Raw genomic sequence first — 23,062 nt, 5'->3', positions numbered from 1 at the left:
TTCGTCGCCGAGACGCGCCTGCCGCGCACCGGCGGGCTCGACCTGCCGCTGGAGCCGGGCTCCGGCCGGCCGCGCCCCGAGGCACCCGCCCCACAGGGCAATGATCCGCAGGCCGTCCGCCAGAGCCTGATCGCCGCGGCGCGTCGCTCGGCCAAGGCCGCCAGCGACGCTGCGGCGACCAACCCGGCGACGACCGAGACGAGCAAGCCCGGCAAGGCGGCCAAGTCACCCTCCGGCGGCGGGCGCCTCAAGGAAATTCTCGAAAAGCGCCGGCGGCCGCTGCTGCTCGGTCTCGCCGCGCTGGTTCTCGCGATAGGCGCCGCCCAGGTCTTCTCGAGCAGCCAGCAGGGCAGCGCCAAGAAGCAGCTGGTGAACGAGAGCAGCAGCCGGACTGAAGCGACCCGGCCCGCCCCCGCCGAAGCTCCTGCGGCTAAGCCGGCCCCGCAAGGCGCCCCGGCCGAGCCGGCGGCACCGCCGGTGAAGGACCAGAGCTCGGCCCTGCCGCCGCTGCAGATCGGCACGACACCGGCGCAGGCCGCGGTTCCCGCGCCGGCCCAGACGGCAAATGCGGAGGCGCTGCCGCCGGCAGCCTCCGTGCCCTCAATGGTGGCTTCGCTGCCGCTGCAGAGCCCGTCCGAGGCAGTCGATACCGTCACCGGCATCGGCGAGTTGCCGCCGACTGTCGGCAGCGCCGGCCTGCGCAAGGCAGCGCTCGCGGGCGACGCCCGCGCGGTCTACCAGATCGCGGCCCAGGCGGCCGACGGCCCCGGCAACCGCGACCCGAAGCTGGCGCTGCGCCTGTTCGAGCGCGCCGCCGTCGCCGGTCTCGGGCCGGCGCAGTTCCGCCTCGGCAACATGTTCGAGAAGGGCATCGGCACCAACCGCGACCCGGCGCTGGCCAAGGTCTGGTATGGGCGCGCCGCCGAGCGTGGCAACGCCAAGGCGATGCACAATCTGGCAGTGCTCTACGCCGAGGGTGCCGGCGGCAAGCCGGACTATGCCACGGCGACCGACTGGTTCCGCCGCGCCGCCGAGCATGGCGTGCGCGACAGCCAGTACAACCTCGCCATCCTGCTCGGTCGCGGCCTCGGCGCTCCGGCCGATCTCAGCCAGTCCTATCGCTGGTTCGCGATCGCGGCAGCCCAGGGTGACGAGGATGCCGGCCGCAAGCGCGACGAGGTGGCGGGCCGGCTGCCGGCCGGTGATCTCGCCGCCGCCAAGGCAGCGGCCGAGAGCTGGAAGCCGAAGCCGCTGGAGGCGAACGCCAACGAGGTCACGCAGCCGGCCAAGGGCTGGGACGAACTGCCGGTCGCCGGCAAAAAGCCGGCCAAGCCGAGCCGCGGCTGAGCTTTCGGTGCAGGCCGGACCTGCGCCGAAAGCCCCTCAAAACTGCACAAATTAAAAAGGATTCCGCTGTAGCGTCGCCGCTATGGCGTGATTTTCGTTCGGACGGTCCCGGCGGAGCAGCAGAAATTCGTGCCGGCTCAGCACGTTGGGCATGTTCTCGTCGCAAAAGTCGTATCCACTTTTGCGGCTCATGCCCGACATGAGGTGGCATCGACGGCCGGCAAGGTTTGGAAGCGTGCAGATCTATCTCCCGATCGCGGAACTGCCGATCAGCATTTTCCTGGTGCTCGGGCTGAGCGGCGCGGTCGGCTTCATCTCGGGCCTGTTCGGCGTCGGCGGCGGCTTCCTGCTGACGCCCTTGCTAATCTTCCTCGACATCCCCCCCGCCGTCGCTGTCGCGACCGTCGCCGCGCAGGTCGCCGGCTCGTCGATGACCGGCGTGCTGACCTACTGGCGGCGCAACGCGCTCGACTTCAAGCTCGGCGGCATCCTAGTCTCGGGCGGCATAGTCGGCACGATCCTGGGCGTGCTGTTCTTCAACTCGATGCGGCGGCTTGGCCAGCTCGAGCTGGTGATCACCCTGGCCTATGTCACGCTCTTCACCTGCATCGGCGGGCTGATGCTGTTCGACGCGGTGCGCGTCGCGCTACGCGACCGCAGGGGCAAGCCGGCCCGCCGTCTGCGCGAGGCCGGCTCGCATCCGCCCTGGATGGGCCTGCCGCTGCGCATGCGCTTCCCGCGCTCCCAGCTCTATGCCAGCGTGATCCCCATCATGGCGCTCGCCGTCATCATCGGCTTCATCGGCGCCGTTCTCGGCGTCGGCGGCGGCTTCATGCTCGTCCCCGCACTGATCTATTTCTTCCGGATTCCGCCGGCCGTGGTGGTCGGCACCTCGCTGTTCCAGATCCTGGTCACCATGACCGGCGCGACGGTGCTGCACGCCGTCACCAACCAGTCGGTCGACATCATCCTGGCCATGCTGCTGCTGGTCGGCGGCGTCATCGGCGCGCAGTTCGGCGGCCGGGCAGCGCGCAATCTCAACGTCTCCTCGTTCCGGCTGCTGCTGGCGCTGCTGATCCTGTCGGTCGGCCTGCGCTTCGCGGTCGAGCTCTTCCTGCCCCCGAGCGAGCCCTATTCGGTGGTGGTGCAGGACGGAGCGCAGCGATGAGACACGCGGCGCTCGCCCTCATTGCGGCCTGCCTCGCGGTCCTCGCCGCCCTCCCCGCGAAGGCCGAGGCGCTGATCGCGGCCCTGTCGACCCACCGGATCGCGATCGCCTCAAACTTCACCGGCGACCAGCTCGCGGTGTTCGGCCTGGTCGAGCGCGATGGCCGGTCCGTCGCGCGGGCCGACCCCTACGACATCGTCGTCACCGTCCGCGGCCCGCGGCGCATGCTGATCGTGCGCGAGAAGGAGCGCGTCGGCCCGCTCTGGATCAACCGCACCCAGCGCCGCTTCCCGGACCGCTCGATCTATCTCTCGGTCGCGACCAACCGGCCGATCAAGGAGATCCTGTCGGAGGAGGCGGCGCGGCGCGACAAGATCGGCCTGGCCAATGCGCAGCGCACACCGACGGGCTTCGACTTCGAACTCGATATCGCCCGTTTTCGCGAAGCGCTGATCCGGACGCTCGAAGGCAAGCAGCTCTATGCGCTGGACGAACGAGGCGTGACCTTCCTGTCGCCGGCCCTGTTCAGCTCGCAGATCAAGATTCCGGCGGTCGCGCCGACCGGCCCCTATGAGGTCGAGGTCCTGCTCTATGCTGGCGGCTCGATCCTGGCCCGCCAGACCACCAATTTCGAGGTGGTGAAGACCGGCGCAGAACAGCGCATGACCTCGGCCGCGCATGACCGGCCGCTTCTCTACGGCCTGGCGACGGTCGCGGTGGCCCTCCTGCTGGGCTGGCTGGCGACGGTGATCTTCCGGCGCGACTGAGCCTTGGATCGCACGTCGGCTTGTTTCGAATAGGTCGATTCGACTTTTCGGCCCGATGCTTCAGCCCGTCAGCATCTCATAGGCGAGGAAAGGCACGATCGTGCCTTCGGCCACGTTCGTCAGCTCGTCGGCGAGTTCGACCAGCCCGTCGGTCTCGGTCAGCGAGGTCAGCACGCCGGCGCCATCGCGCGGATGCTTGCGCGCCACCGAGATGCCGTCCGGCCCGGGAGCCAGCGAGACACGGACGTATTCGCGTCGACCCGCCTTCTTCTTGTAGGGAAAGCCGAGCCTGACCGGCAGGCCGTGCAGACTGTTCGGCGGTGTGCCCGAGAGCAGCGCGATAACGGTGCGCGCAACGAACGCGAAGGTGACGAAGACCGCGACGGGGTTGCCGGGGAGACCGATGAAGGGGGTTGCGGCGACCTGCCCCATCGCCACCGGGCGGCCGGGCTTGATCGCGACACGCCAGAAGGCGAGTTCGCCGGCGCGCTCGACCGCCGCCTTCACGTGGTCCTCCTCGCCTGTGGAGACGCCGCCCGAGGTCAGGATCAGGTCGCAACTTTCCGCAGCCTGCAGCAGGCGTGCGGCGAGGCTCTCAGGTTCATCCTTGAGGATGCCAAGATCGACGACATCCGCCCCGGCGCGGGTGACGAGCGCGCGCAGGAGGCTGCGATTGGCATCGTAGATGCCGGCGCGCGGCAGGGCCGTGCCGGGCTCGTTGAGCTCATCTCCGGTCGAGAAGATCGCGACGCGGACACGTCTGCGCACCGCGACTTCGGTCAGGCCGAGCGCGGCAAGCAACGCGAGGTCCTGTGGTCGCAGGCGCCGGCCGGCAGCGAGCGCGACATGCCCGCGCGGCAGATCTTCGCCCGCTGGCCGGGTATTGGCGCCACGCTTCAGCCCGGGCGGCAGGATGACCGCGCCGGCTTTCAGCGTGACGTCCTCTTGCATGAAGACGGTATCGGCACCCGCCGGCATCGGCGCGCCGGTAAAGACACGCACGGCCACCCCCACCGTCGCGACACCGACGGCGTCGTTGCCGGCTGCAACCCTCCCCGAGAGCGGGAGCTGCGTTTCCGCGGCCGCCAGGTCGGCGAAACGGACGGCATAGCCATCGACCGCCGAATTGGCGAAGGGCGGCAGGTCGAGCGGCGCGATGACATCCGCGGCCAGCACGCGCCCATCCGCCGCGGCGAGCGGGACAGTCTCGCTGCCGGCCACCGCCGCGATGCGCTCGGCGGCGTGTCCGGCCGCCTGCTCGATCGTCAGCATCGGCCCGAAGGCGTCGGCATCCGCGCTGAGCTGCGCCATCGTCAGGAATCCTCTTTCGCCCGGGCCAGCACCGTGTCGAGCGGCCGGGCATTGGCGAAGAGACAATCGGCGATGGCGGCGACGTCGTCGAGCCCGATCACCGGCCGGCCGGCATCCGGAAACGCGGTGTCGCTGGCGATGGCGACGATGCTGGGATCGCCTGGATGCAAAGGCGGCTTGTCGTTGGCGGCGCGATAGACCTCGAGCTTGGCATGCCGATCGCGCTTGAAGCCCTCGACGATGACAAGATCGACCGGAGACAGCCGCGACAGCAGCTCCGGCAGCGCCGCTTCGGGCTCGTCGCGCAATTCGTGCAGGAGCGCCCAGCGTTTGGCCGAGGAAATCAGCACCTCCGAGGCGCCGGCCTGGCGATGGAGGAAGGAATCCTTGCCGGGCGTGTCGAGATCGAAGGCATGATGGGCGTGCTTGATGGTCGAGACCCTGACGCCGCGGCGATTGAATTCCGGAATCAGCCTGGAGAGGAGGGTCGTCTTGCCGGCCCCGCTCCAGCCCGCCAGTCCGATCACGCGCATCGACAACGACATCCTCAAAAAGACAAAGCCGGGCGCGAGATGCGCCCGGCTGTCATCATGCAAATGCCGTCAGCGGGTCAAGCGCGGCAAAAGTTCACTCCGCCGGCTGCAGCTTGCCGCCGTGGACGTGGCCCTTCTTCATTTCCTCGGCGACCCAGAGCGAATGGTGCTCCCTGGCCCAGTTGAGATCGACCTCGCCGGAGCCCATCGCGTCGAAGGCGCCCTCCATGCCGACCGTGCCGATATAGATGTGGGCGAGGATGGCAGCGATCATCAGCACGCCGACGATACCGTGGACCACGTTCCAGAATTGCAGGTTGAGCACGCCGCCGGCCGTCGCGGGGAAAAGCAGATAGACGCCCGAGACGCCGAGCGCAGCGCCGCCGAGCACGACAGTCCAGAACACGATCTTCTGGCCGCCGTTGAAGCGCTTGGCCGGCGGATGGCCCTTGCCGACGATGCCGCCGCCGGCCGCGAACCAGCGGACGTCGACCATGCCGGGGATGTTGTCCTTGATCCAGATCAGGAACATCAGGGCGATACCCAGCATGAACGGCCAGGCCAGGTAGTTGTGCGCCCATTTCGCCACGATCGAGACGTTGGTGAACGCCTCCGGGCCGATCAACGGCAGTAGCAGCGCCTTGCCGAAGGTGACGTTCAGACCCGACAGCGCCAGCACGATGAAGCAGGCTGCAGTAAGCCAGTGGACGAAGCGCTCGAAACCGTTGAAGCGCGTCAGCGTCTGCCCGGAGGGACCGCTCTCGATCCGGATACGGCCGCGAATGAGATAGAAGGCGATCAGCGCGATCAGCATGCCGAGCACAGCGACCGCGCCGATCTTGGTCATGGTGTTCTGGTGGAAGGCCCGCCACTCGCGCCCGGCGGGGCGCTCCAGCGTCGCCGCCTTGGTGTCGGGGATGCTGATGCGGCCCTGCAATTCGGCCGAAGGATTGCCCTTCAGCGCATCGAGGAACTGCTTCTCCCTGACCGAATCGGCGGTCGGGTTGACCTGCTGAGCGGAGCCAGGCTGGGCGATGCCGACGGCGATGGCCAGCAGCAGCGCCGTTACGAGGAAGCGGAGATGAGCGCGCAGCGACATTGCGGCATCCTTTTCGCGAAGGCAGCGTCAATCTGGGGAAGAACGCACCCGACCTTTTGCCAGGCCGTGATGCGCCCTCCTCCCCCAGCTCAGATCGTGATGGTTTCCCGATAGGCCGTCTGCCAGCCCCAGGCTCCCGAGCCGTAGCCGCGCTTGACCACGCGTTCCTTGTAAATCTGCGCGATCACCTCGCCGTCGCCGGCGAGCAGCGACTTGGTCGAGCACATCTCGGCGCAAAGCGGCAGCTTGCCCTCGGCGAGACGGTTCGAGCCGTATTTCTGATACTCGGCCGGCGACAGGTCGGCCTCCGGGCCGCCCGAGCAATAGGTGCACTTGTCCATCTTGCCGCGCGAGCCGAAATTGCTGACCTTCGGATATTGCGGGGCGCCGAACGGGCAGGCGTAGAAGCAGTAGCCGCAGCCGATGCACAGGTCCTTGTTGTGCAGCACGACGCCGTCGGCGGTGTTGTAGAAGCAGTCGACCGGACAGACGGCCATGCAGGGTGCGTCCGTGCAATGCATGCAGGCCATCGAGACCGAGCGCTCGCCGGGCTTGCCGTCATTGATGGTGACGACGCGCCGGCGGTTGATGCCCCAGGGCACGTCGTTCTCGTTCTTGCAGGCGGTGACGCAGGCGTTGCACTCGATGCAGCGATCGGCGTCGCAGAGGAATTTCATCCGGGCCATGGTTCAGTTCCTCCTCACGCCGCCGCGATCTGGCAGAGCGTGACCTTGCCTTCGTGCATGGCGGTCACAGGGTCGTAGCCATAGGTCGTGACGATATTGACCGACTCGCCCAGCACGATCGGGTCGAGGCCCTTCGGATAATTGCCGCGCTGGTCGACGCCCTGATAGAAGCCGCCGAAATGGAAGGGCATGAAGGCGGCGCCTTTGCCGACCCGCTCGGTAACCAGCGCCTTGACCCTGGCCTTGGAGTTGTTCTCCGGCCCGGTGACCCAGACGAAGGCGCCGTCCCGGATGCCACGCTCGGCCGCATCCGCCGTGTTGATCTCGACGAACATGTCCTGCTGCAATTCGGCCAGCCACTTGTTCGAGCGCGTCTCTTCGCCGCCGCCCTCGTATTCGACGAGGCGGCCTGAGGTCAGCACGATCGGGAACGACTTGGCGATGCCCTTCTCGACCGCCGCCTTCTGCACAGAGGTGTGCAGGTTCGGGATGCGCAGCGTGCGCTCGTCCGGACGTGCCGGCCATTTCGCCACGAGGTCGACGCGCGGCGAGTAGATCGGCTCGCGATGGACCGGCACCGGGTCCGGCAGGTTCCAGGCATTGGCCCTGGCCTTGCCGTTGCCATAGGGTACGCAGCCATGTTCCAGCGCGACGCGCTGGATGCCGCCGGAGAGGTCGGTCGACCAGGAGACGCCATCGACGGCGTTGCCGCCGATCCAGGAGATGGTGGCCAGTTCCGCCGGCGTCAGGTCCTTGTCCCAGCCGAGCTTCTTCAGCACGCCCATGGTGAACTCGGGATAGCCGTCCTTGATGTCCGAGTTCAGCGAGTAGGAGCCGCCCTCGGCGAGCAGGGTATCCTCGACCTTGCTGCCGTCGGGCAGCGTGCGCTCGCGGGTGAGGCCGAAGCGCGGGCGGAAGGTGCCGCCGCCATCCTTGGCCGCGAGCGAGGTGTTGTAGAGGATGTGCGTGCCCGGGTGCTTGTATTCGGGCGTGCCCCAGCACGGCCAGGGCAGGCCGTAGAAATCGTTCTCGACCGGCGAACCCTTGGCGCCGCGCAGCGTCACGATGTCGAACTTGTCCTGGTTCGCCATGTGCAGCTTCAGGCGCTCGGGCGACTGGCCGGTATAGCCGGTCGACCAGCCGCCGCGGTTGATCTCCCTGAGGATCGATTCGGCCGTCGGCTCCAGCCCGATCTTGCCCTGGACCATCTCATAGGGCCGGAACATTTCGGTGGCGAAGCCGAGCTTCTGCGAGAGCTTGTAGATGACCGCGTAGTCGCTGGCCGATTCGAAGATCGGCTCGACGACCTTCTCGCCCCACTGCACCGAGCGGTTCGAGCAGGTGCGCGAGCCGGAGGTTTCGAACTGGGTGCAGATCGGCAGGATGTAGGTCCCGTTCTTGCGCCCGCCGAGCGAGACGAAATTGGTCGGATGCGGATCGCAGACGACGAGGAGATCGAGTTTCTCGAGGCCCTTCACCGCATCGGGCATGCGCGGGATGGTGTTGCCGCCATGGCCCATGACGAACATGGCCTTGAGGTTGTCCTTCTGGTCGACCTGCTCGGCCGGCAGGTTCGCGGCGTCGAACCAGCGGGTCGAGGTATGGCCGGAGGTCTCCATATTGGCCTTGCGCGTGCGGGCCGGCCGGCCGCCCTTGGCCGGCACTTCGTCGAAGCGCGAGACGAAATAGTCGTAGTCGACGCCCCAGACGCGGGCCCAGTGGCGCCAGGCGCCCTCGACCAGGCCGTAATAGCAAGGCAGGTTCGAGATATCCAAGCCGAAGTCGGTTGCGCCCTGGACGTTGCAGTGGCCGCGGAAGATGTTGGCGCCGGTGCCGTTGGAGCCGACATTGCCGGTCGCCAGCAGGAGGTTGCAGATGGCGCGGACATTGGCCGTGCCGACCGAGTGCTGGGTCACGCCCATGCACCAGACAAAGGTCGCCGGCTTAACCGTGGCGAAGGTCTGGGCGACGCGCTTCAGCTGCTCGCCCGGAATGCCGGTGATGTCCTCGACCGTCTTGGGATCGTATTTCTCGACCTCCTTGCGGACGTCGTCCATGCCGTGGACGCGCGCGGCGATGAAGGCCTTGTCCTCCCAGCCGTTCTTGAAGATGTGCCACATCAGGCCCCAGATCACCGCGATGTCGGTGCCCGAGCGGAAACGGACATAGTCGGTGGCATGCGCCGCGGTGCGGGTCAGGCGCGGGTCGAAGACGATGACGTTTGCGCGCTGCTGCTCCTTGCCGGTCAGGATATGCTGCATCGAGACCGGATGCGCCTCGGCCGCGTTCGAGCCCATGAAGATGACGGTCTTCGAATTGCGGATGTCGTTGTAGGAGTTGGTCATGGCGCCGTAGCCCCAGGTGTTCGCGACACCCGCGACCGTGGTCGAGTGGCAGATGCGGGCCTGGTGGTCGACGTTGTTGGTGCCCCAGAAGGCCGCGAACTTGCGGAACAGGTAGGAGCCTTCGTTGGAGAACTTGGCCGAGCCGAGCAGATAGACAGAATCCGCGCCGGACTTGGCCCGGATCTCCATCATCTTGTCGCCGATCTCGTTGATCGCCTGGTCCCAGGACAGGCGCTGCCACTGCCCGTCGACCAGCTTCATCGGGTACTTGATGCGGCGATCGCCATGGACGAGCTCGCGCACCGAGGCGCCCTTGGCGCAGTGGCTGCCGCGGTTGATCGGACTCTCCCAGGCCGGCTCCTGGCCGACCCAGACGCCGTTGTTGACCTCGGCGCGGACGGTGCAGCCCACCGAGCAATGGGTGCAGATGTTCTTGACGACCTTGGTGCCGGTGGCCGGGCCGGGCACTGCGGCCTCGGCCTTGCGGACCGAGCCGATCTGCAGGGCGCCGGCAGCCGCGACACCGCCGGCGACGAGGCCGGAGCGGCGCAGGAAGGAGCGGCGGTCCATCACGCCGGAGGCGAGGCCTCCAAGGGCGCTCTGCAGGCGGCCGCGCTGGACGTCGGCGGATTTGCGCTTGATCAGCATGATGCCGCCTCCTCAGTAACGGTTGACACGGTAGAAGTCCTTGACGTGCTCGCTCTCGCGATAGCGCGCCTTCGTCTCGTCCTTGCCGGGATCGACGGCGGCGGCAGGCGTGACCGCGACTGGCGCGACGGCCACCGTTGCGCCGGCACCGAGCGCCTTGAAGAAGTTGCGGCGGTCGAGAGCCGTCTCCTTGCTCTTCTGCGACATCGTCGTCTCCTCCGTGCCGTATGTCATGCGGGCAGGCTCGCCGCCTGCGTCTCGATCGAAAGGTAAAGGCTGCCGACCCGGCCGACGGCGCGATAGAACCGCGCCGCCTGCGCGGTCTCGAGATCGGCGAAGAAGCGGTCGGCCCAGGGGCGGATGTGGCGGGCGAAGAAAGAAGCCTCGTCGACCCCCTCGCCCGAGACCTCGCCGCGGATCAGCCTGGCCTCGATATCCATCAGCACGGCGATATGGTCTTCGGGCTCGCCGACGCGCTCGGCGCGAGCGAGACCGAGCCTGCCCATGTCCTCGCGCACCAGAGCGAGCGGGCGCTCGTGCAGGAAGCCCGTGAGATAGTAGGAGGCATATGGCAAGAGCTCGCCGCGGCCGACACCGATGAAGAGCTGGAAAAACTCGTCCCGCACCTGTTCGGGGCTCGCCTCGGCGGCGGCTTCCGCCAGAGCCATATGGGCCATTCCGAGCGGGGAAGCATCGCCGCGCAGGCTCTGCAGGGCCGCAAGGGTTTCGATTGTCGGAGCGCGCCAGAGCAGAGCGCCGATCAGCTCGAACTCGTCGGCGCGAGCGGCGTCGAGCTCATCGATCGCGAGGGCGGCAGTCTCGACGATGATCGGCTCCTGCGGGTAGAGATCGGGCCGCAGATCGCTGCGCGAGACGCCGGTCAAGGCCTCCACCGAGAGGACGCGATCGGCCGGGACACGCTTCCACGTCGAGATCGCCGGCTGCGAGACACCGACCCCTCGCGCCAGCGCACGCACGCCGCCGGCCGCTTCGATCGCTCGCTCCAGAGCCTGGTCCCGCATGAACGAAGGCGTCTCCAATGCCGCGCCAGCAAGCTAGAACCCGCCGGAGCACGCGGCGATAATGAGACCTTATCGGTTTAGATTGCAATTGTTCTCAACTGAAGCTCAGAGCGGTGTCGCCCCCCCGCCACGGCGCCTTGCCCGCTGCTGTGGCGGCTGAATTTCAGGTGTTTTTTGCGCTGCAACAGAACCGCCGCCCGGAGAAACACTCGATTCAGCAGCTTTTTCAGCGAATTTTTGGGAAACACCCTCGTCGCCTAGCCGCACCGGCTGGGCGTCATCGGCGGCTATTCCAGGAACCTGCTGCGCCGCAGCAGAATCAGACCCGCTCTCGTCATTAGACGAAGGTCGAACAACTGCGACGTCGTTACGCACCTCCTCGGTTGGACCGGCAACCGGCTCGGGCGGCTTGCCGAAGATGTTGGCCAGCATCTCCTCGACATTGTCCGACTCGCTGAGCGGCCCATAGCCCGGCGCGCCACCCGGCGTGTTCCAATCGAGCGCATAGTCACGGGCCGGGTCGAGATAGCCCGAGATCGCCGGATCGCTCTCCCAGGCGCGCCGCAGTGCCTTGAGCTTCCACTCCTCGGGCACGTTCTGCTTCAGCCAATGGGCGACGTCGAAATCCTTGTCGACGAGATCGAGCGAAGGCGGCTCGACCATCTCGGGCACGGGTTCAGGTGCGGGGGCTTCCGTAGCGGGCTCGGTGCCGGTCGGTGCCGGCTCGGCAGCCGGCTGGGCCGGCTGCTGCGCCTCTTTCTTGCGGCGTGCCCAGCGGCCTAGGAAGCCTTCTTCGCGATACTCGTCGTCGGGGAGCGGCATCAATCCTCTCCACGTTGGAGACCCGGGCGCGGCCGCAATCCGCCCTTGCGCGGATCATGCTCGGTCCGCTTGCGCTTGACGAATTCGCGCTCGACATGATGCGCCTCGAAGAAGGCGAGCACGGCCTGAGCAATCGCGGCCGGCATCGGCACCGCCTCGACGATGTCGTCGACATTCTCGAGGAAGACCTCGCCTTCGGAGGGATCGGCGGTGACGCCGACCAGCTCCAGCGCCGGCTCGATTCCGGTCGGGCGGATCGAAACCCAGAGCTTGGCGTTGCCGCTCGCGAAATTCTCGCGGAAATGGGCAGTGTCGACCGAATGCAGCGTCAGCACGGCCGAGCCGAGATAGAACTGCTCGCGCCTATCGTCGCCGGCGAGCCGGCTCCAGGGCGCGAGGGGCGGCGGCTCGGGCAGCACCGCGATCGGCGCCCAGGCATGGTCGGCCCAGGGCGAATCGAGCCTGCGCCGCTCGACCACGACACCAACCTCGTGATGTTGCTGCATGGCCTCGTCCTCAATTCGCCATCTCGTGCGCGGCGAGCGGCAGGCCGGTCACCAGGTTCTGCGGCTTCATCCTGACCAGTCGGTCGCCGTCTATCGCCAGCATCAGATAGATAGGTGCTCCCTTGGCCGCCGGCAGCACCGGCACCTCGGATGGCAGGGTCAAACGGTAGAGCGCGATCAGGCGTGAAGCCTTGTCCTCATCGAGCGCCTCCCCCTTCCAGAGCGCATTGCCGATCGCGGTTGCCTGCGCATCGAGGCCGACGAACCAGCGCCAGTTTGCGTCCCTTACATTCTCGACGGCTTCGATCTCGACGTCGAAGCCATGGATCTGCCGGATCCAGTGGGCGATCGCCTTGCCGAGTGCAGCGCGGCCGGAGGGCTTGCCGCCGAGGTCGAGCACCATGTCGAAGGCGTCCGAGCGCTGCCAGTAGCGGTCGGCATCGCCGCTCTTGAGGATATCGAGCGAGGTCACTGCCGGCCCGCCGAGCATGGCGAGCAAGGGCGACGCATGCCTGTCAGCCTCGTGGCCCTCGATCATCTCGGCATCGGCGAGCAGGATCGTGTTCTCGTGCAACGTGACGCGCTGCGGCCGGAACAGGCATTCGGCGGCACGCACCACGAAGGGGTCGCTTTCCTCGTCTAGCCCGGCGCGCAGGATGACGTGGACGAGCTGGTCGAGGAAGACGGGCGGAATGCCGGACCCCCCGCGGCGGATGATTCCGGCATAGGCGCCCTGCAGCGTCGGCGCCGCCAGCAGACGCTCGCGCCAGCCGAGCAGGAAGCGCCAGTTCTCGCGCGCATCGGCATCGGCGATGGCCGCGATCTCGCTCTCGGCGACCTCGGCCTGCGGCTGCGCCATCAGCTTGGCATGCAGTGCGCGCTCGGCATCGCAGGCTTCCTCCGGCGGCAGCACCTCCGGCCGCGCCAGATAGGCCTTGAGGAAATCATCGGTGACGACGAGTCCGCCGCCCACTTCACGGTCGAGCAGGAGATGACCGGAGCTCGCCCAGAAATGGGTCATCTCGGCGCGTCCTTGATCAACTGCATCAGGTCGACATGCTCCTCAGGCTCGTCCTCGCCATCGGTCTCGACGAATTCGAAGGCGCGGAACGCATCCTTCGGCGTATCACCGCGCGGCATCAAGGTCCGGAAGCGCTCGCGGATCTCGCCATCCTCGAGCGTGCGATGCAAAGCGAGCAGAGTCTGCGCGGGATGATCGCAGAGCGAAGCGGCGAATGCGACCTCCTCCTCGGCCGCCGCGCGCGCAGCTGCGAGATTGGGCGCACCGAGCTTATCGACGAACTGTCCTGCAAGCTGCGCAGTCGCCTGCTCGCGCTCCTCTACCTTCACCTCCGTGACGATAGCGAGCGTACTCCAGCCGAAGCTGTCGATGCCGAGGAAGCCGGAGCGGAAGGCGACTCGCCCCTTGGTATCGAGCCCGGCGACGCTTTCGGGCGTGAACAGGAAGGAGCCGGTGACCAGCCACTCACCCGGTTCCGCCGCCTTGCGGAAGACGAAGCCGTCCGACGGGTCGAGCCTTATCGCGCGCGGGAGCTTGAGGGCACTCACAGCTTCGGGGCTCCATTCTCCTGGTCGAGCCAGTCGACCTTCGCCAGCGCCTCGGTGAGGCTCCGACGTTCCGTGCCGAACTGCGAGGTCGCGATCAGATCACCGTTCGGCTCGATGCCGTGGCGCACGCCGACCACCTTTTCCAGCCGGTCGAGCCAGCGCCGCGCAGCCGCCTTGGCGCCCTCCTCCTGCCAGTGGCTGACGCCCAGCATGAGATGGCGGCAGAAGGACTCGATCAGGTCGACGGCATCGACCTCCTCGAAGCCCTCCTCGGCCATGCCGACGCCGGTCTGGCCGAGCTCGAAGGGCGACATCGTGGTCGCCCGGACCATGGCGCCGAAGACGAGCCAGTCCGGCACCTGATTCTCCGGGCAATCCGTCGGCCAGCCGAGGCAGCCGCCGCCGATCAGGCCGAGATCATAGGTCAGCGCATCCGGCCAGCGGAACAGCACCGGCCGCTCCGGCGGCGAATGCACGGCAAGCGCATCGGCGAGCGCGTTCATGGCGAGGTAATGGGCGAGCCTCGCCTCGGCGAGGATGGCGTCGGGCTCCAGGACCACCGCGAATTCGACGATGTCGAAACGTCGCACCCAAACCAGGGTCGCGGCCCCGGCCTCGGCCGCGATCGCCTGCGCATGGGCGAAGGCGTCGCCGGATTCGCGCAGGGTGACGAGCGAAAAGCCCGGCGGCAGCACCGGCTCGCGCCTGAGATCGTCCTGCCTGACCGGCCCTGCCGCCATCGTCGCTGCCCTGTCGCCTCTTATCCCAAGGGAGAGGCTTGCTTCTTTGGAGCCATTCCAATCCCATATAGGGAGGAATTATCGCAAGCGCGACGAAAGCCGCTGCTTCGATCATGAGGACGCCTGCCCGATGACCGATGTCGCCCGCACGCTGATGATCTGCTCGTGCGAGGACACGATGCCGCTCGACGGCAAGGCAATCCAGCGCGGCTGCGCCGGCGCCGAGATCAGCGAGCATCGCCATCTCTGCCGCAGCCAGGTCGAACGCTTCCACGCCATGCTGGCCAGGAGCGATGCCATCACCGTCGCCTGCACGCAGGAGGCGCCCCTCTTTGAGGAGATCGCAGCAGACCTCGACTACACCGGCGACCTCATCTTCACCAACATCCGCGAACAGGCCGGCTGGTCGGACGAGGCCAGGTCCGCCGGCCCGAAGATGGCCGCCCTGCTCGCCGCGGCAAGCGAACCCATGCCGCCGGCCTCCTTCACCACGCTGACCAGCAAGGGCGTCGCGCTGATCTACGGCCGCGACGAGATCGCGATCACGCTGGCGCACCGGCTCGCCGAGCATCTCGACGTCACCGTCTTGCTGTCGCGTCCCGGCGAAGTTTCGCCACCGCGCAGCGACGAATTCCCCGTGCTGAAAGGCACGATCGCGCAGGCGAGCGGCTGGCTCGGCGCCTTCGAACTCACCGTCAACGACTACGCCGCCCCGAGCCCGTCCTCGCGCGGGAAGCTCGTCTTCGAGGCACCGCGCAATGGCGCGGTCTCGCATTGCGATGTCATCATCGACGTCTCCGGCGGCACGCCGCTCTTCCCGGCCGGCGACCTCCGCGCCGGCTATCTGCGAGCCGACCCACGCGATGCGGCCGCGGTCGAGCGGCTCGCCTTCCAGGCGAGCGGGCTCCTCGGCGAGTTCGACAAGCCGGCCTATGTGGCCCTGAACGAAGGCCTCTGCGCCCATGCGCGCTCGCAGAAGACAGGCTGCACGCGCTGCCTCGAACTCTGCCCGACCGGCGCGATAACCCCGGCCGGCGATCATGTCGCGATCTCCGCCGAGATCTGCGCCGGCTGCGGCGCCTGCGCCGCCGTCTGCCCAACCGGCGCGGTGACCTATGCGCTGCCGCCGGCCGATGCGCTGCTGCGCAAGCTGCGGACGCTGCTCGTCACCTATGCCGAGGCCGGCGGGCGCGAGCCCGTCGTGCTGCTGCATGACGGCGACCACGGCGAACCCCTGATCGAGGCGCTTGCGCGCCATGGGGCCGGCCTGCCGGCGCGGGTGTTGCCCCTGCGCGTCAACGAGATCACCCAGATCGGTCTGGAAACCTTCGCTGCCGCGCTCGCCTTCGGCGCCTCAGCCATCCGCGTGCTCGGCCAGGCCAAGCCGAAGCACGACCTCTCCGGGCTCACCCGCAATCTCGACTACGCCAACGCCCTCGCGGGCGCGCTCGGCTATGGCGAAGCCCGCGCCGCGCTGATCGAGACCGACGATCCCGACGCCCTCAACGCCGCCCTGTCGAAGATCACGCCCGGCCCCAACGTCGCGCAACCAGCGCGCTTCCGGCCGATGGGAGCCGGACGCCCGCTGCTGCGCCAGACGATCGGTGAACTGCATGCCGCCGCGCCGGTGCCGGTCGCCAACGTGGCGATGCCACCACGCGCACCCTTCGGCACAGTTCATGTCGACACCGAGGGCTGCACGCTCTGCCTCGCCTGCGTCTCCGCCTGCCCGGTCAGCGCCCTCGGTGACAATCCGGAGCGCCCGACGCTGACCTTCCAGGAGGATCTTTGCGTGCAGTGCGGGCTCTGCGCCGCGACCTGCCCGGAAAAGGTGATCACGCTGGAGCCGCGCGTCGATTTCGACGCCTGGAAGGGCGGCCGATGGGTCGTCAAGCAGGAGGAGCCGTTCCACTGCATCGCCTGCGCCAAGCCCTTCGGCGTTCGCAGCACGATCGAAAAGATCGCCGCCAAGCTCGAGAACAAGCACTGGATGTTCGCTGGCGAAGGCGCCAAGCGCGCCTCGATCCTGCGCATGTGCGAGGATTGCCGGGTCGAGGCGGTGGTCAACGAGAGCTTCGACCCGCATCACTCGCCGCAGCGCCCGCCGGTGCGCACCACCGACGACTATCTGCGGGAGCGGGCGGAGCGCGGCGAGGACCCGCTGGGGTAGGATACGCTCCCGTCATGCTCGCCCTTGTGGCGAGCATCCAAGTCTTGAACACCGCATTGCCCGAACGAAGGCGTGGATGGTCGGGACAAGCCCGACCATGACGGAGAGAGCGGTCCTCCCTACCGCGTCACCTTCTCCAGCCAGTCCACCAGCGCCTGTCGATCCTCGGCAGCGCCGATCCTCTGCTCGGGCATTTTGGTGCCGGGCGTGTAGGTGTTCGGGCCGATCTCGAACAGCCTGGCGACGCTCTCCTTGCTCCAGACGATATCCATGCCCTTGAGCGCATCGGAATAGGTATAGCCGGGCGCGGTGGCGATGCGGCGACCGAAGATGCCGTGCAGCGTCGGACCGGCTCTGTTGCCATCCGCCGGCGTCAAGGTGTGGCAAGCCGCGCAGGCGCGGAAGAGCTGCGCACCCCGCTCGCCCTGGAAGGCGGCGAGCGCATCCTCGCCGGCACGCGGCACCACCGCCCCGACATGCTCGCCGGTGACGGCGTTCCAGCGCCGGACCAGCCGGTCGGCGCCCCCGGACAGGAGCTGCTTGCCATCGGGCAGGAAGGCAAGCGACCAGACCGGCAGGCCAGGCCCGACAAGCGTGGCGCGGATCGTGCGCATCTTGCGGTCGATCAGCGCGACTTGGCCGCGCAGGCCACCAACTGCGATCGTTGCTCCATCGGGCGAGATGGCGAGTGCGATCAATGGGGTGTCGCCGACGGAGATCTCGGCGCGCTGGCTGCCATCCGAGCCGAACAGACGCAAGCGGCCATCGGCAGCAGCGACCACGATCTCGCCATCGGGCGCAGCGACAACGCCATTGAGCGGCGCGGGGGTGGTGACGATCAGCGGGACACCGCCATCCGCCGGCCAGAAGCGCAAGCTCGCGTCATAGCCGGAGGAGACGACCATCCCGCCCGGCGCGAAGGCGACGCCGTTGACCGGACCCTGATGGCCTTCGAGCACACGCGCCGTTCCATCGGCCAGGGCGGCGACCCGAACCGTTCCATCCCAGGAGGCGGAAGCGAGATGCCCGCCCTCGGGTGAGACCGCCAGCGCCGCGACCGGCCCCTTGTGGCCTTCGATCACCTTCGCCGGTTCGGCGGCATCGCCGCGCCAGAGCGCGATCCTGCCGTCCTCGCCGCCAGTGGCGAAGCCCAGGCCTTTGACCGCGACGGCGGCGTTGACCGCGCCCTGATGGAAACGCAGCACCCTGATCGCGCTGCCGCGGGACAGGTCCCAGAGGATCGCCGACTGATCGAAGGAGCCCGTCAGCGCCACCGTGCCATCGGCCGAGACGGCGGCCGAGCGAACCGGTCCGCCATGGCCACGCAGCTCCTGGGCGAAGGCATGGCTGCCGAAGGCGAGCATAGACAGGGCAAGGGCGATCCTGATCATGCAGCGATCATGTCGCTTCAATTGGCCTTGGCAAGGCGGCCTTCGCTTCTTCCCCCGCGGGAGAACGGTTTCCCACCTGTTGCTCCCGTACAAAAAGCCATCATATGAAGCGCTGTCTCGTTCGATCGGCCTTCGCCCATGACGTCCATTCCGCTCAATCTGCGCGGCCTCAAATGCCCCCTCCCCGCCTTGCGCGTGCGCAAGGCGTTGAAAGCGGCGACTCCCGGCGATCTGTTCCTGGTCGAGTGCACAGATCCGATGGCGGCGATCGACATCCCCAATCTGATGCGCGAGACCGGCGACGCGATCGAACTCAGCAGCAGCGAGGGCGAGCTGCTGGTCTTCCACATCCGCAAGGCCGCGGCCTAGCGTCGCGCAACAACCGGAGCCCAGATCGTGGCCCTTTCGCAAAACGACATCCTGCGCGCGCTCGAGCTGGTGAAGCTGCCGGCGAGCGGGCAATCGCTGGCGGCCTCCGGCCGCGTCGGCGATATCCTGATCAACGACGGCAAGGTGATCTTCGCAATCGGCATCGATGCGACCGAAGCCGGCGCGATGGAGCCCGTGCGCAAGGCGGCCGAGAGTGCGGTCGGCGGCATTCCGGGCGTGACGCAGGTCCTGGTCGGCCTCACCGCCGACAAGGCGCCGGGGCGAGCCCCCTCACAGGCGGCGGAGGCACGCCGGCAGGCGCACGGCCAGCCTGCGCCCGGCGGGCCGGTGCCGAAGGCGGCCGGCATTCCCGGCGTCAAGCAGATCATCGCGGTGGCGAGCGGCAAGGGTGGCGTGGGCAAATCGACCACCACGGCCAATCTCGCCGTTGGCCTGGCGACCCTCGGCCTCAAGGTCGGCGTACTTGATGCCGACATCTACGGCCCCTCGGTACCGAAGATCTTCGGCATCACCGGCAAGCCGCGGCTGGTCTCGGGCCGCACGCTCGCACCGATGGAGGCCTATGGCCTCAAGATCATGTCGATCGGCTTCCTGATCGACGAGGAAACGCCGATGATCTGGCGCGGGCCGATGGTGATCTCGGCGATCACCCAGATGTTGCGCGAGGTCGCCTGGGGCGAACTCGACGTGCTCGTCGTCGACATGCCACCCGGGACGGGCGACGCCCAGCTCACCATGGCCCAGCAGACCCCGCTCGCCGGCGCCGTCATCGTCTCGACGCCGCAGGACCTCGCCTTGCTCGATGCCCGCCGCGGCGTCGCCATGTTCAGGAAGGTCGAGGTGCCGATCCTCGGCATCGTCGAGAACATGAGCTATTTCATCTGCCCGGAATGCGGCCACCGCTCGGACATCTTCGCCCATGGCGGAGCCCGGCACGAAGCGGAGCGGCAGGGCGTGCCCTTCCTGGGCGAAATCCCGCTCGCCATGCCGATCCGCGAGACCTCCGATGGCGGCCGCCCGATCGTGGCGAGCGATCCCGACAGCGCCCATGCCAAGGCCTATGTCGCTCTGGCGCGGCAGGTGAAGGCCGGCCTTGCCGGGCCCGCCCGGGCCGCGCCACGGATCGTGATCGAGTAAGGCCGACCGGCTTCGAAGCTAGCCCCGGAGCATCGAGACACCAGGCCTGTCGGCCTGCGCCACGAACTGGTCGGAAGACGCTCTCTCCGCTTCCGTCTGTCGCTCCGTCAACATCCAGATATGGCCGAACGGATCGAAGAGCGAGGCGACCCGCCTGCCTTCGGTATCGGTCTGGACGCGGTCACGCAGCGCAGCGCCCGCCACGATCGCTTGCGCGAAACAGGTCTCGAGATCGGGAACCGTCAGCAGGATCGTCATGCTGACCGCCCCGGCCGCCTTGGGGAAGAACGGGCCGCCATAGGACGGCTCCTCCTCGCGGCGCGGATTCGAACCGGCGACGGAAACACGGATTCCACCGATGAGCATCTCGACCCCGGCGATCTCGCCATCGATCCTGTGTGTCTTGAGTTGCCGCGCCTCGAAAGCCTCGCTGTAGAAATCCGCGGCCTCCTGCTCACGCCCATGCTGCACGAAAATCCCCAGGCCCAAGCCGATGGTCTGCTTCATCTCGAATCTCCTGATCCGTCGCCGCTGGAATAGAGGGTGGGCGAAACCGGCGGATTCTTGATCGATCCGCGGCGAGCTCGCGCACGGCCCATCATCGATCCGCGATGACAAAGAATCTTGTTCATGTTATGTTCCAAGGCGACAATGATGGAGACGCGACCATGCCCGTGCTGCCAACGCGCCATATCAGCATCGCGATCGACCGGCCGATCGAGGAGGTCTACGGCTTCCTCGCCGATCCCATGAACTTCCCGACATGGGCGGAGGGGCTCGGGGCTGAATTCAGCCATGTCGAGGGCATGACCTATCGCGCGAAGACGCCGATGGGGCCGATGCGGGTGATGTTCAGCGAGCCCAACCGCTACGGCGTGCTCGACCACGCCGTCATCCCCGACAGCGGCGCGCCGATGCACAACCCGATGCGTGCGCTGGCGAATGGCAGCGGCAGCGAGGTGGTGTTCACGCTGCTCAGGCGGCCAGAGATGACGGATGACGCCTTCGCCCGCGATGCCGAATGGATCGCGGCCGATCTCGCCCGGTTGAAGAAGCTGCTGGAGGGCTAGAGTCGCACGCTGCTGGTCGCAAAGGCGACATCGACCGGGCGCTGATAGGTCGCCAGCACCAGGCTCGCCCCATAGGCGGCAATGGCAGCGAAAGCGACGGCGATGGCAAACGACTTCATGCAACTTCCCCCAGAGGCAGGCGAATAAGCTTCGCTCATCCCCCGAATCTAGGGGCGGGGCTGCGGCTGATCAAGCGTCGCCGAGCGCGGCATGCAGCCGCTCGGCGTCTGCGAGATCATCAGGCCGATTGGCGTTGAAGAAGGGATCGACCGGCTCGACTGGCCATTCGACCGACACGACGCCATGGCGCGCCGTCCAGCGGTCGATCTTGCGCTCGTCCTCGACGGTGAGCGCATGGCGCAACTCCTCGCGCAGCGCGACCGGCCAGAGACCGATCACCGGATGGGTCCAGCCGCCTGAGGCAGCGCAGGCGAGCGGGACATTCCCCGCCTCCCGCGCCGCATGCAGCCGCGCCACCAGATCGCGCGGGATGAACGGCGTGTCGGCGGCGACGCTGACCAGCCACTCCGCGCCCGGCCGATTCACCGCCAGCCAGTCGAGCCCGGCGAGGATGCCCGCGAGCGGCCCGGCGAAGTCCGGCACGCTATCGGCGACGACAGGCAGACCGTAATCGGCGAAGCGAGAGGGATCGCCATTGGCGTTGAGCAGAAGCCCGTCGCATTGGGGCTCAAGCCGCTCGATCACATGGGCGAGGATGGTGCGGCCGGCGATGGTGCGCAACGGCTTGTCGCCGCCACCCATGCGCCGGGCGAGCCCGCCGGCAAGGAGCAGGCCCAGGGTGGGCGGGCCGGGATCAGTCATCGCCGGCTCCCTTGCGGCGATGCTTGCCGCCCTCCTCCTCCACGCTGTCGGGGTCCTGGTCGAAGATGATGCGATCCTCGCCGGCCAGCGCCAGGAAGCGCTTGCCGCGCGCGCGGCCGATCAGGGTGAGGCCGGCCTTGCGGGCGAGCTCGACACCCCATTCGGTGAAGCCCGAGCGCGAGACCAGGATCGGGATGCCCATGCGCACCGTCTTGATCACCATCTCCGAGGTCAGTCGGCCGGTGGTGTAGAAGATCATCCTGCCGGGATCGACATCATGACGGAAGAGCCAGCCGGCGACCTTGTCGACGGCATTGTGGCGGCCGACGTCCTCCATGTAGACCAGCGGCTTGTCACGCTCGCAGAGCACGCAGCCATGGATCGCGCCCGCCTCCAGATAGAGCGAGGGCGTGGTGTTGATCTTGCGGGTCAGCGCATAAAGCCAGCTGGTACGCAACTCGGCCTTAGGCAAGACGATCTCGTCGATCGCTTCCATCAGGTCGCCGAAGGCGGTGCCCTGCGCGCAGCCCGAGGTCAGCGTCTTCTTCTTCAGCTTCTGCTCGAAATCGGTGCGCTCCGGCGTGCGCACCACCACGACCTCGAGTTCCTCGTCATAGTCGACCGCCTCGACCGGATCGCCGCGCCTCAGCATGTTCTGGTTCAGGAGATAGCCGAGCGCGAGATATTCGGGATGGTCGCCGATCGTCATCATCGTGACGATCTCCTGGCTGTTCAGATAGAGCGTCAGAGCCCGTTCGGTGACGACGCGGGTCTCGACATGGGCGCCGCTATGGTCGATTCCGGCAACGGTCGCGCCGAGCCGCGCGGCAGCCGGGTCGGGCCGGATCAGGTAATCGTCGAGAAAATCGCTGCCGAGGGGCACGGATCGTTCCTTGCTAGCCTTCAGGCCGGCTGGCGGAGCGCTGCCATCGCCCAATCGGTCACGGCAGCAGATTCGGGCGGCAGGCGCTGCCAGTCTTCGCCGGCGAACTGCGACCAGGCGGCAAGCATGTCGTCGCGCACTGCAGTCAGAAGAGGCAGGCCGGCGACGACGCCGGCGGCGATCTCGGCGCGCAGCCCCTGGCCCAGCACCTCCTGCTTGCCGAACTTGTTGACGATGACCAGGTCGACCGGCCCAGACAGCGCGCCAGAGACGGCGGCACCAGCAGCCGCGAGGCCTGCAGCGTCAAGCCGGCAGCCAGCCGAGCCGGCACCGCGATCCTCGCTGATCGGAAAGAGCCGGCCGGAGGCAAGGTCCTCGAGCGCCATGCTGGTGCAACCGCTCATGCAGTCGCCATTGTTGTGCTGGACGACGCCGCCAAGCCGGACGGCCTCGCGCTTCAGGATATCGGCGACCTCCGCCATCAGCTCGTCGATGGGGAAGCCCGAGGAATAGACGATCGCGGCAAGCGGAGCAGTCATCGTCTGCTTCATCCCACGGAACGGCTTTCGCGGCCAGTGAACTTTAGGTGTTCCAAACTGCGCGAGATGCTTTGCCAGTGTTGCAGCGCACCTACAG

At 67.6% G+C, this 23,062-nt stretch carries 25 protein-coding genes; 7 read left to right on the top strand and 18 right to left on the bottom strand.

Features of this window, described 5'->3' with window-relative positions; all coding sequences use genetic code 11:
- The 3 genes from CXY91_RS11675 to CXY91_RS11665 form a co-directional block, all read left to right on the top strand.
- The coding region (locus tag CXY91_RS11675; protein ID WP_199777411.1) for a tetratricopeptide repeat protein at nt 1–1,347 on the top strand (1,347 nt) is incomplete at its 5' end.
- Between the two features lie 235 nt (nt 1,348–1,582).
- Entirely contained in the window at nt 1,583–2,515 is a 933-nt protein-coding gene (locus CXY91_RS11670) for a sulfite exporter TauE/SafE family protein (RefSeq protein ID WP_091831954.1), read from the top strand.
- A complete protein-coding gene (locus CXY91_RS11665; RefSeq protein ID WP_091831957.1) occupies nt 2,512–3,282 on the top strand; it encodes a TIGR02186 family protein in 771 nt (256 codons plus the stop codon). Before CXY91_RS11670 ends, CXY91_RS11665 begins: the two co-directional genes overlap by 4 nt.
- Nucleotides 3,283–3,342: 60 nt before the next feature.
- On the opposite strand, the gene CXY91_RS11660 is transcribed toward CXY91_RS11665, so the two are convergent.
- From CXY91_RS11660 to CXY91_RS11605, 12 genes are all read right to left on the bottom strand, one after another.
- Complete coding sequence (locus CXY91_RS11660; protein ID WP_100961442.1) at nt 3,343–4,593, bottom strand: molybdopterin molybdotransferase MoeA; 1,251 nt, start codon at nt 4,591–4,593, stop codon at nt 3,343–3,345.
- Nucleotides 4,594–4,595: 2 nt separating this feature from the next.
- Complete coding sequence (mobB, locus tag CXY91_RS11655) at nt 4,596–5,126, bottom strand: molybdopterin-guanine dinucleotide biosynthesis protein B (protein WP_100961440.1); 531 nt, start codon at nt 5,124–5,126, stop codon at nt 4,596–4,598.
- A gap of 94 nt (nt 5,127–5,220) precedes the next feature.
- Nucleotides 5,221–6,225, bottom strand: coding sequence for a formate dehydrogenase subunit gamma (locus CXY91_RS11650; RefSeq protein WP_091831963.1), 1,005 nt, complete (start codon nt 6,223–6,225; stop codon nt 5,221–5,223).
- An 89-nt stretch (nt 6,226–6,314) separates the two neighbouring features.
- Nucleotides 6,315–6,911, bottom strand: a complete 597-nt coding sequence (gene fdh3B / locus CXY91_RS11645; protein WP_091831965.1) for a formate dehydrogenase FDH3 subunit beta — start codon at nt 6,909–6,911, stop codon at nt 6,315–6,317.
- Nucleotides 6,912–6,925: 14 nt separating this feature from the next.
- Nucleotides 6,926–9,904, bottom strand: a complete 2,979-nt coding sequence (locus tag CXY91_RS11640) for a formate dehydrogenase subunit alpha (RefSeq protein ID WP_100961438.1) — start codon at nt 9,902–9,904, stop codon at nt 6,926–6,928.
- Between the two features lie 12 nt (nt 9,905–9,916).
- Complete coding sequence (locus CXY91_RS11635; protein ID WP_427363187.1) at nt 9,917–10,138, bottom strand: formate dehydrogenase; 222 nt, start codon at nt 10,136–10,138, stop codon at nt 9,917–9,919.
- On the bottom strand, nt 10,135–10,926 hold the full coding sequence (locus CXY91_RS11630) for a Cro/CI family transcriptional regulator (protein WP_100961436.1): 792 nt from the start codon (nt 10,924–10,926) through the stop codon (nt 10,135–10,137). The genes CXY91_RS11635 and CXY91_RS11630 overlap by 4 nt, the downstream gene beginning before the upstream one ends.
- Nucleotides 10,927–11,031: 105 nt before the next feature.
- Entirely contained in the window at nt 11,032–11,748 is a 717-nt protein-coding gene (locus CXY91_RS11625) for a DUF3306 domain-containing protein (RefSeq protein ID WP_100961434.1), read from the bottom strand.
- A complete protein-coding gene (locus CXY91_RS11620; RefSeq protein ID WP_100961432.1) occupies nt 11,748–12,254 on the bottom strand; it encodes a DUF3305 domain-containing protein in 507 nt (168 codons plus the stop codon). Before CXY91_RS11620 ends, CXY91_RS11625 begins: the two co-directional genes overlap by 1 nt.
- Nucleotides 12,255–12,264: 10 nt before the next feature.
- Complete coding sequence (locus tag CXY91_RS11615; protein WP_100961430.1) at nt 12,265–13,275, bottom strand: DUF6352 family protein; 1,011 nt, start codon at nt 13,273–13,275, stop codon at nt 12,265–12,267.
- Nucleotides 13,272–13,823, bottom strand: coding sequence for a DUF6505 family protein (locus tag CXY91_RS11610; RefSeq protein WP_100961428.1), 552 nt, complete (start codon nt 13,821–13,823; stop codon nt 13,272–13,274). Before CXY91_RS11610 ends, CXY91_RS11615 begins: the two co-directional genes overlap by 4 nt.
- Nucleotides 13,820–14,563 (bottom strand): biotin/lipoate--protein ligase family protein, encoded by a 744-nt coding sequence (locus CXY91_RS11605; protein WP_100961426.1) that lies wholly within the window; start codon nt 14,561–14,563, stop codon nt 13,820–13,822. The genes CXY91_RS11610 and CXY91_RS11605 overlap by 4 nt, the downstream gene beginning before the upstream one ends.
- Before the next feature lie 130 nt (nt 14,564–14,693).
- On the opposite strand from CXY91_RS11605, the gene CXY91_RS11600 reads away from it, so the two are divergent.
- Nucleotides 14,694–16,733, top strand: coding sequence for a 4Fe-4S binding protein (locus tag CXY91_RS11600; RefSeq protein WP_100961424.1), 2,040 nt, complete (start codon nt 14,694–14,696; stop codon nt 16,731–16,733).
- Nucleotides 16,734–16,852: 119 nt separating this feature from the next.
- Here CXY91_RS11600 and CXY91_RS11595 read toward each other — a convergent pair whose 3' ends face one another.
- The gene (locus tag CXY91_RS11595) at nt 16,853–18,124 is read right to left on the bottom strand and encodes a c-type cytochrome (protein ID WP_100961422.1); all 1,272 of its coding nucleotides are present in this window, start codon (nt 18,122–18,124) and stop codon (nt 16,853–16,855) included.
- A 138-nt stretch (nt 18,125–18,262) separates the two neighbouring features.
- On the opposite strand from CXY91_RS11595, the gene CXY91_RS11590 reads away from it, so the two are divergent.
- Nucleotides 18,263–18,493 (top strand): sulfurtransferase TusA family protein, encoded by a 231-nt coding sequence (locus CXY91_RS11590; protein ID WP_100961420.1) that lies wholly within the window; start codon nt 18,263–18,265, stop codon nt 18,491–18,493.
- Nucleotides 18,494–18,520: 27 nt separating this feature from the next.
- Nucleotides 18,521–19,651: an Mrp/NBP35 family ATP-binding protein gene (locus tag CXY91_RS11585; RefSeq protein WP_100961418.1), complete on the top strand. Its 1,131-nt coding sequence runs from the start codon at nt 18,521–18,523 to the stop codon at nt 19,649–19,651.
- A gap of 18 nt (nt 19,652–19,669) precedes the next feature.
- Here the strand turns inward: CXY91_RS11585 and CXY91_RS11580 are convergent, their stop codons facing one another.
- Nucleotides 19,670–20,158: a VOC family protein gene (locus CXY91_RS11580; RefSeq protein ID WP_100961416.1), complete on the bottom strand. Its 489-nt coding sequence runs from the start codon at nt 20,156–20,158 to the stop codon at nt 19,670–19,672.
- 161 nt (nt 20,159–20,319) lie between these two features.
- On the opposite strand from CXY91_RS11580, the gene CXY91_RS11575 reads away from it, so the two are divergent.
- Entirely contained in the window at nt 20,320–20,721 is a 402-nt protein-coding gene (locus tag CXY91_RS11575) for an SRPBCC family protein (RefSeq protein WP_091832008.1), read from the top strand.
- Here the strand turns inward: CXY91_RS11575 and CXY91_RS31125 are convergent.
- From CXY91_RS31125 to CXY91_RS11560, 4 genes are all read right to left on the bottom strand, one after another.
- A complete protein-coding gene (locus CXY91_RS31125; protein WP_280141471.1) occupies nt 20,718–20,840 on the bottom strand; it encodes a hypothetical protein in 123 nt (40 codons plus the stop codon). The genes CXY91_RS11575 and CXY91_RS31125 overlap by 4 nt on opposite strands.
- 70 nt (nt 20,841–20,910) lie before the next feature.
- Nucleotides 20,911–21,543: a molybdenum cofactor guanylyltransferase MobA gene (gene mobA, locus CXY91_RS11570; RefSeq protein WP_100961414.1), complete on the bottom strand. Its 633-nt coding sequence runs from the start codon at nt 21,541–21,543 to the stop codon at nt 20,911–20,913.
- Nucleotides 21,536–22,426, bottom strand: a complete 891-nt coding sequence (locus CXY91_RS11565) for a formate dehydrogenase accessory sulfurtransferase FdhD (protein ID WP_091832014.1) — start codon at nt 22,424–22,426, stop codon at nt 21,536–21,538. Before CXY91_RS11565 ends, mobA begins: the two co-directional genes overlap by 8 nt.
- Nucleotides 22,427–22,446: 20 nt before the next feature.
- Complete coding sequence (locus CXY91_RS11560) at nt 22,447–22,965, bottom strand: DUF2478 domain-containing protein (protein WP_158673381.1); 519 nt, start codon at nt 22,963–22,965, stop codon at nt 22,447–22,449.
- Nucleotides 22,966–23,062 lie beyond the last annotated feature (97 nt).

Source organism: Allobosea sp. FBZP-16 (assembly GCF_002831785.1).
Lineage (GTDB): Bacteria > Pseudomonadota > Alphaproteobacteria > Rhizobiales > Beijerinckiaceae > Allobosea > Allobosea lupini.
This window is presented reverse-complemented; position numbering and strand designations above follow the sequence as displayed.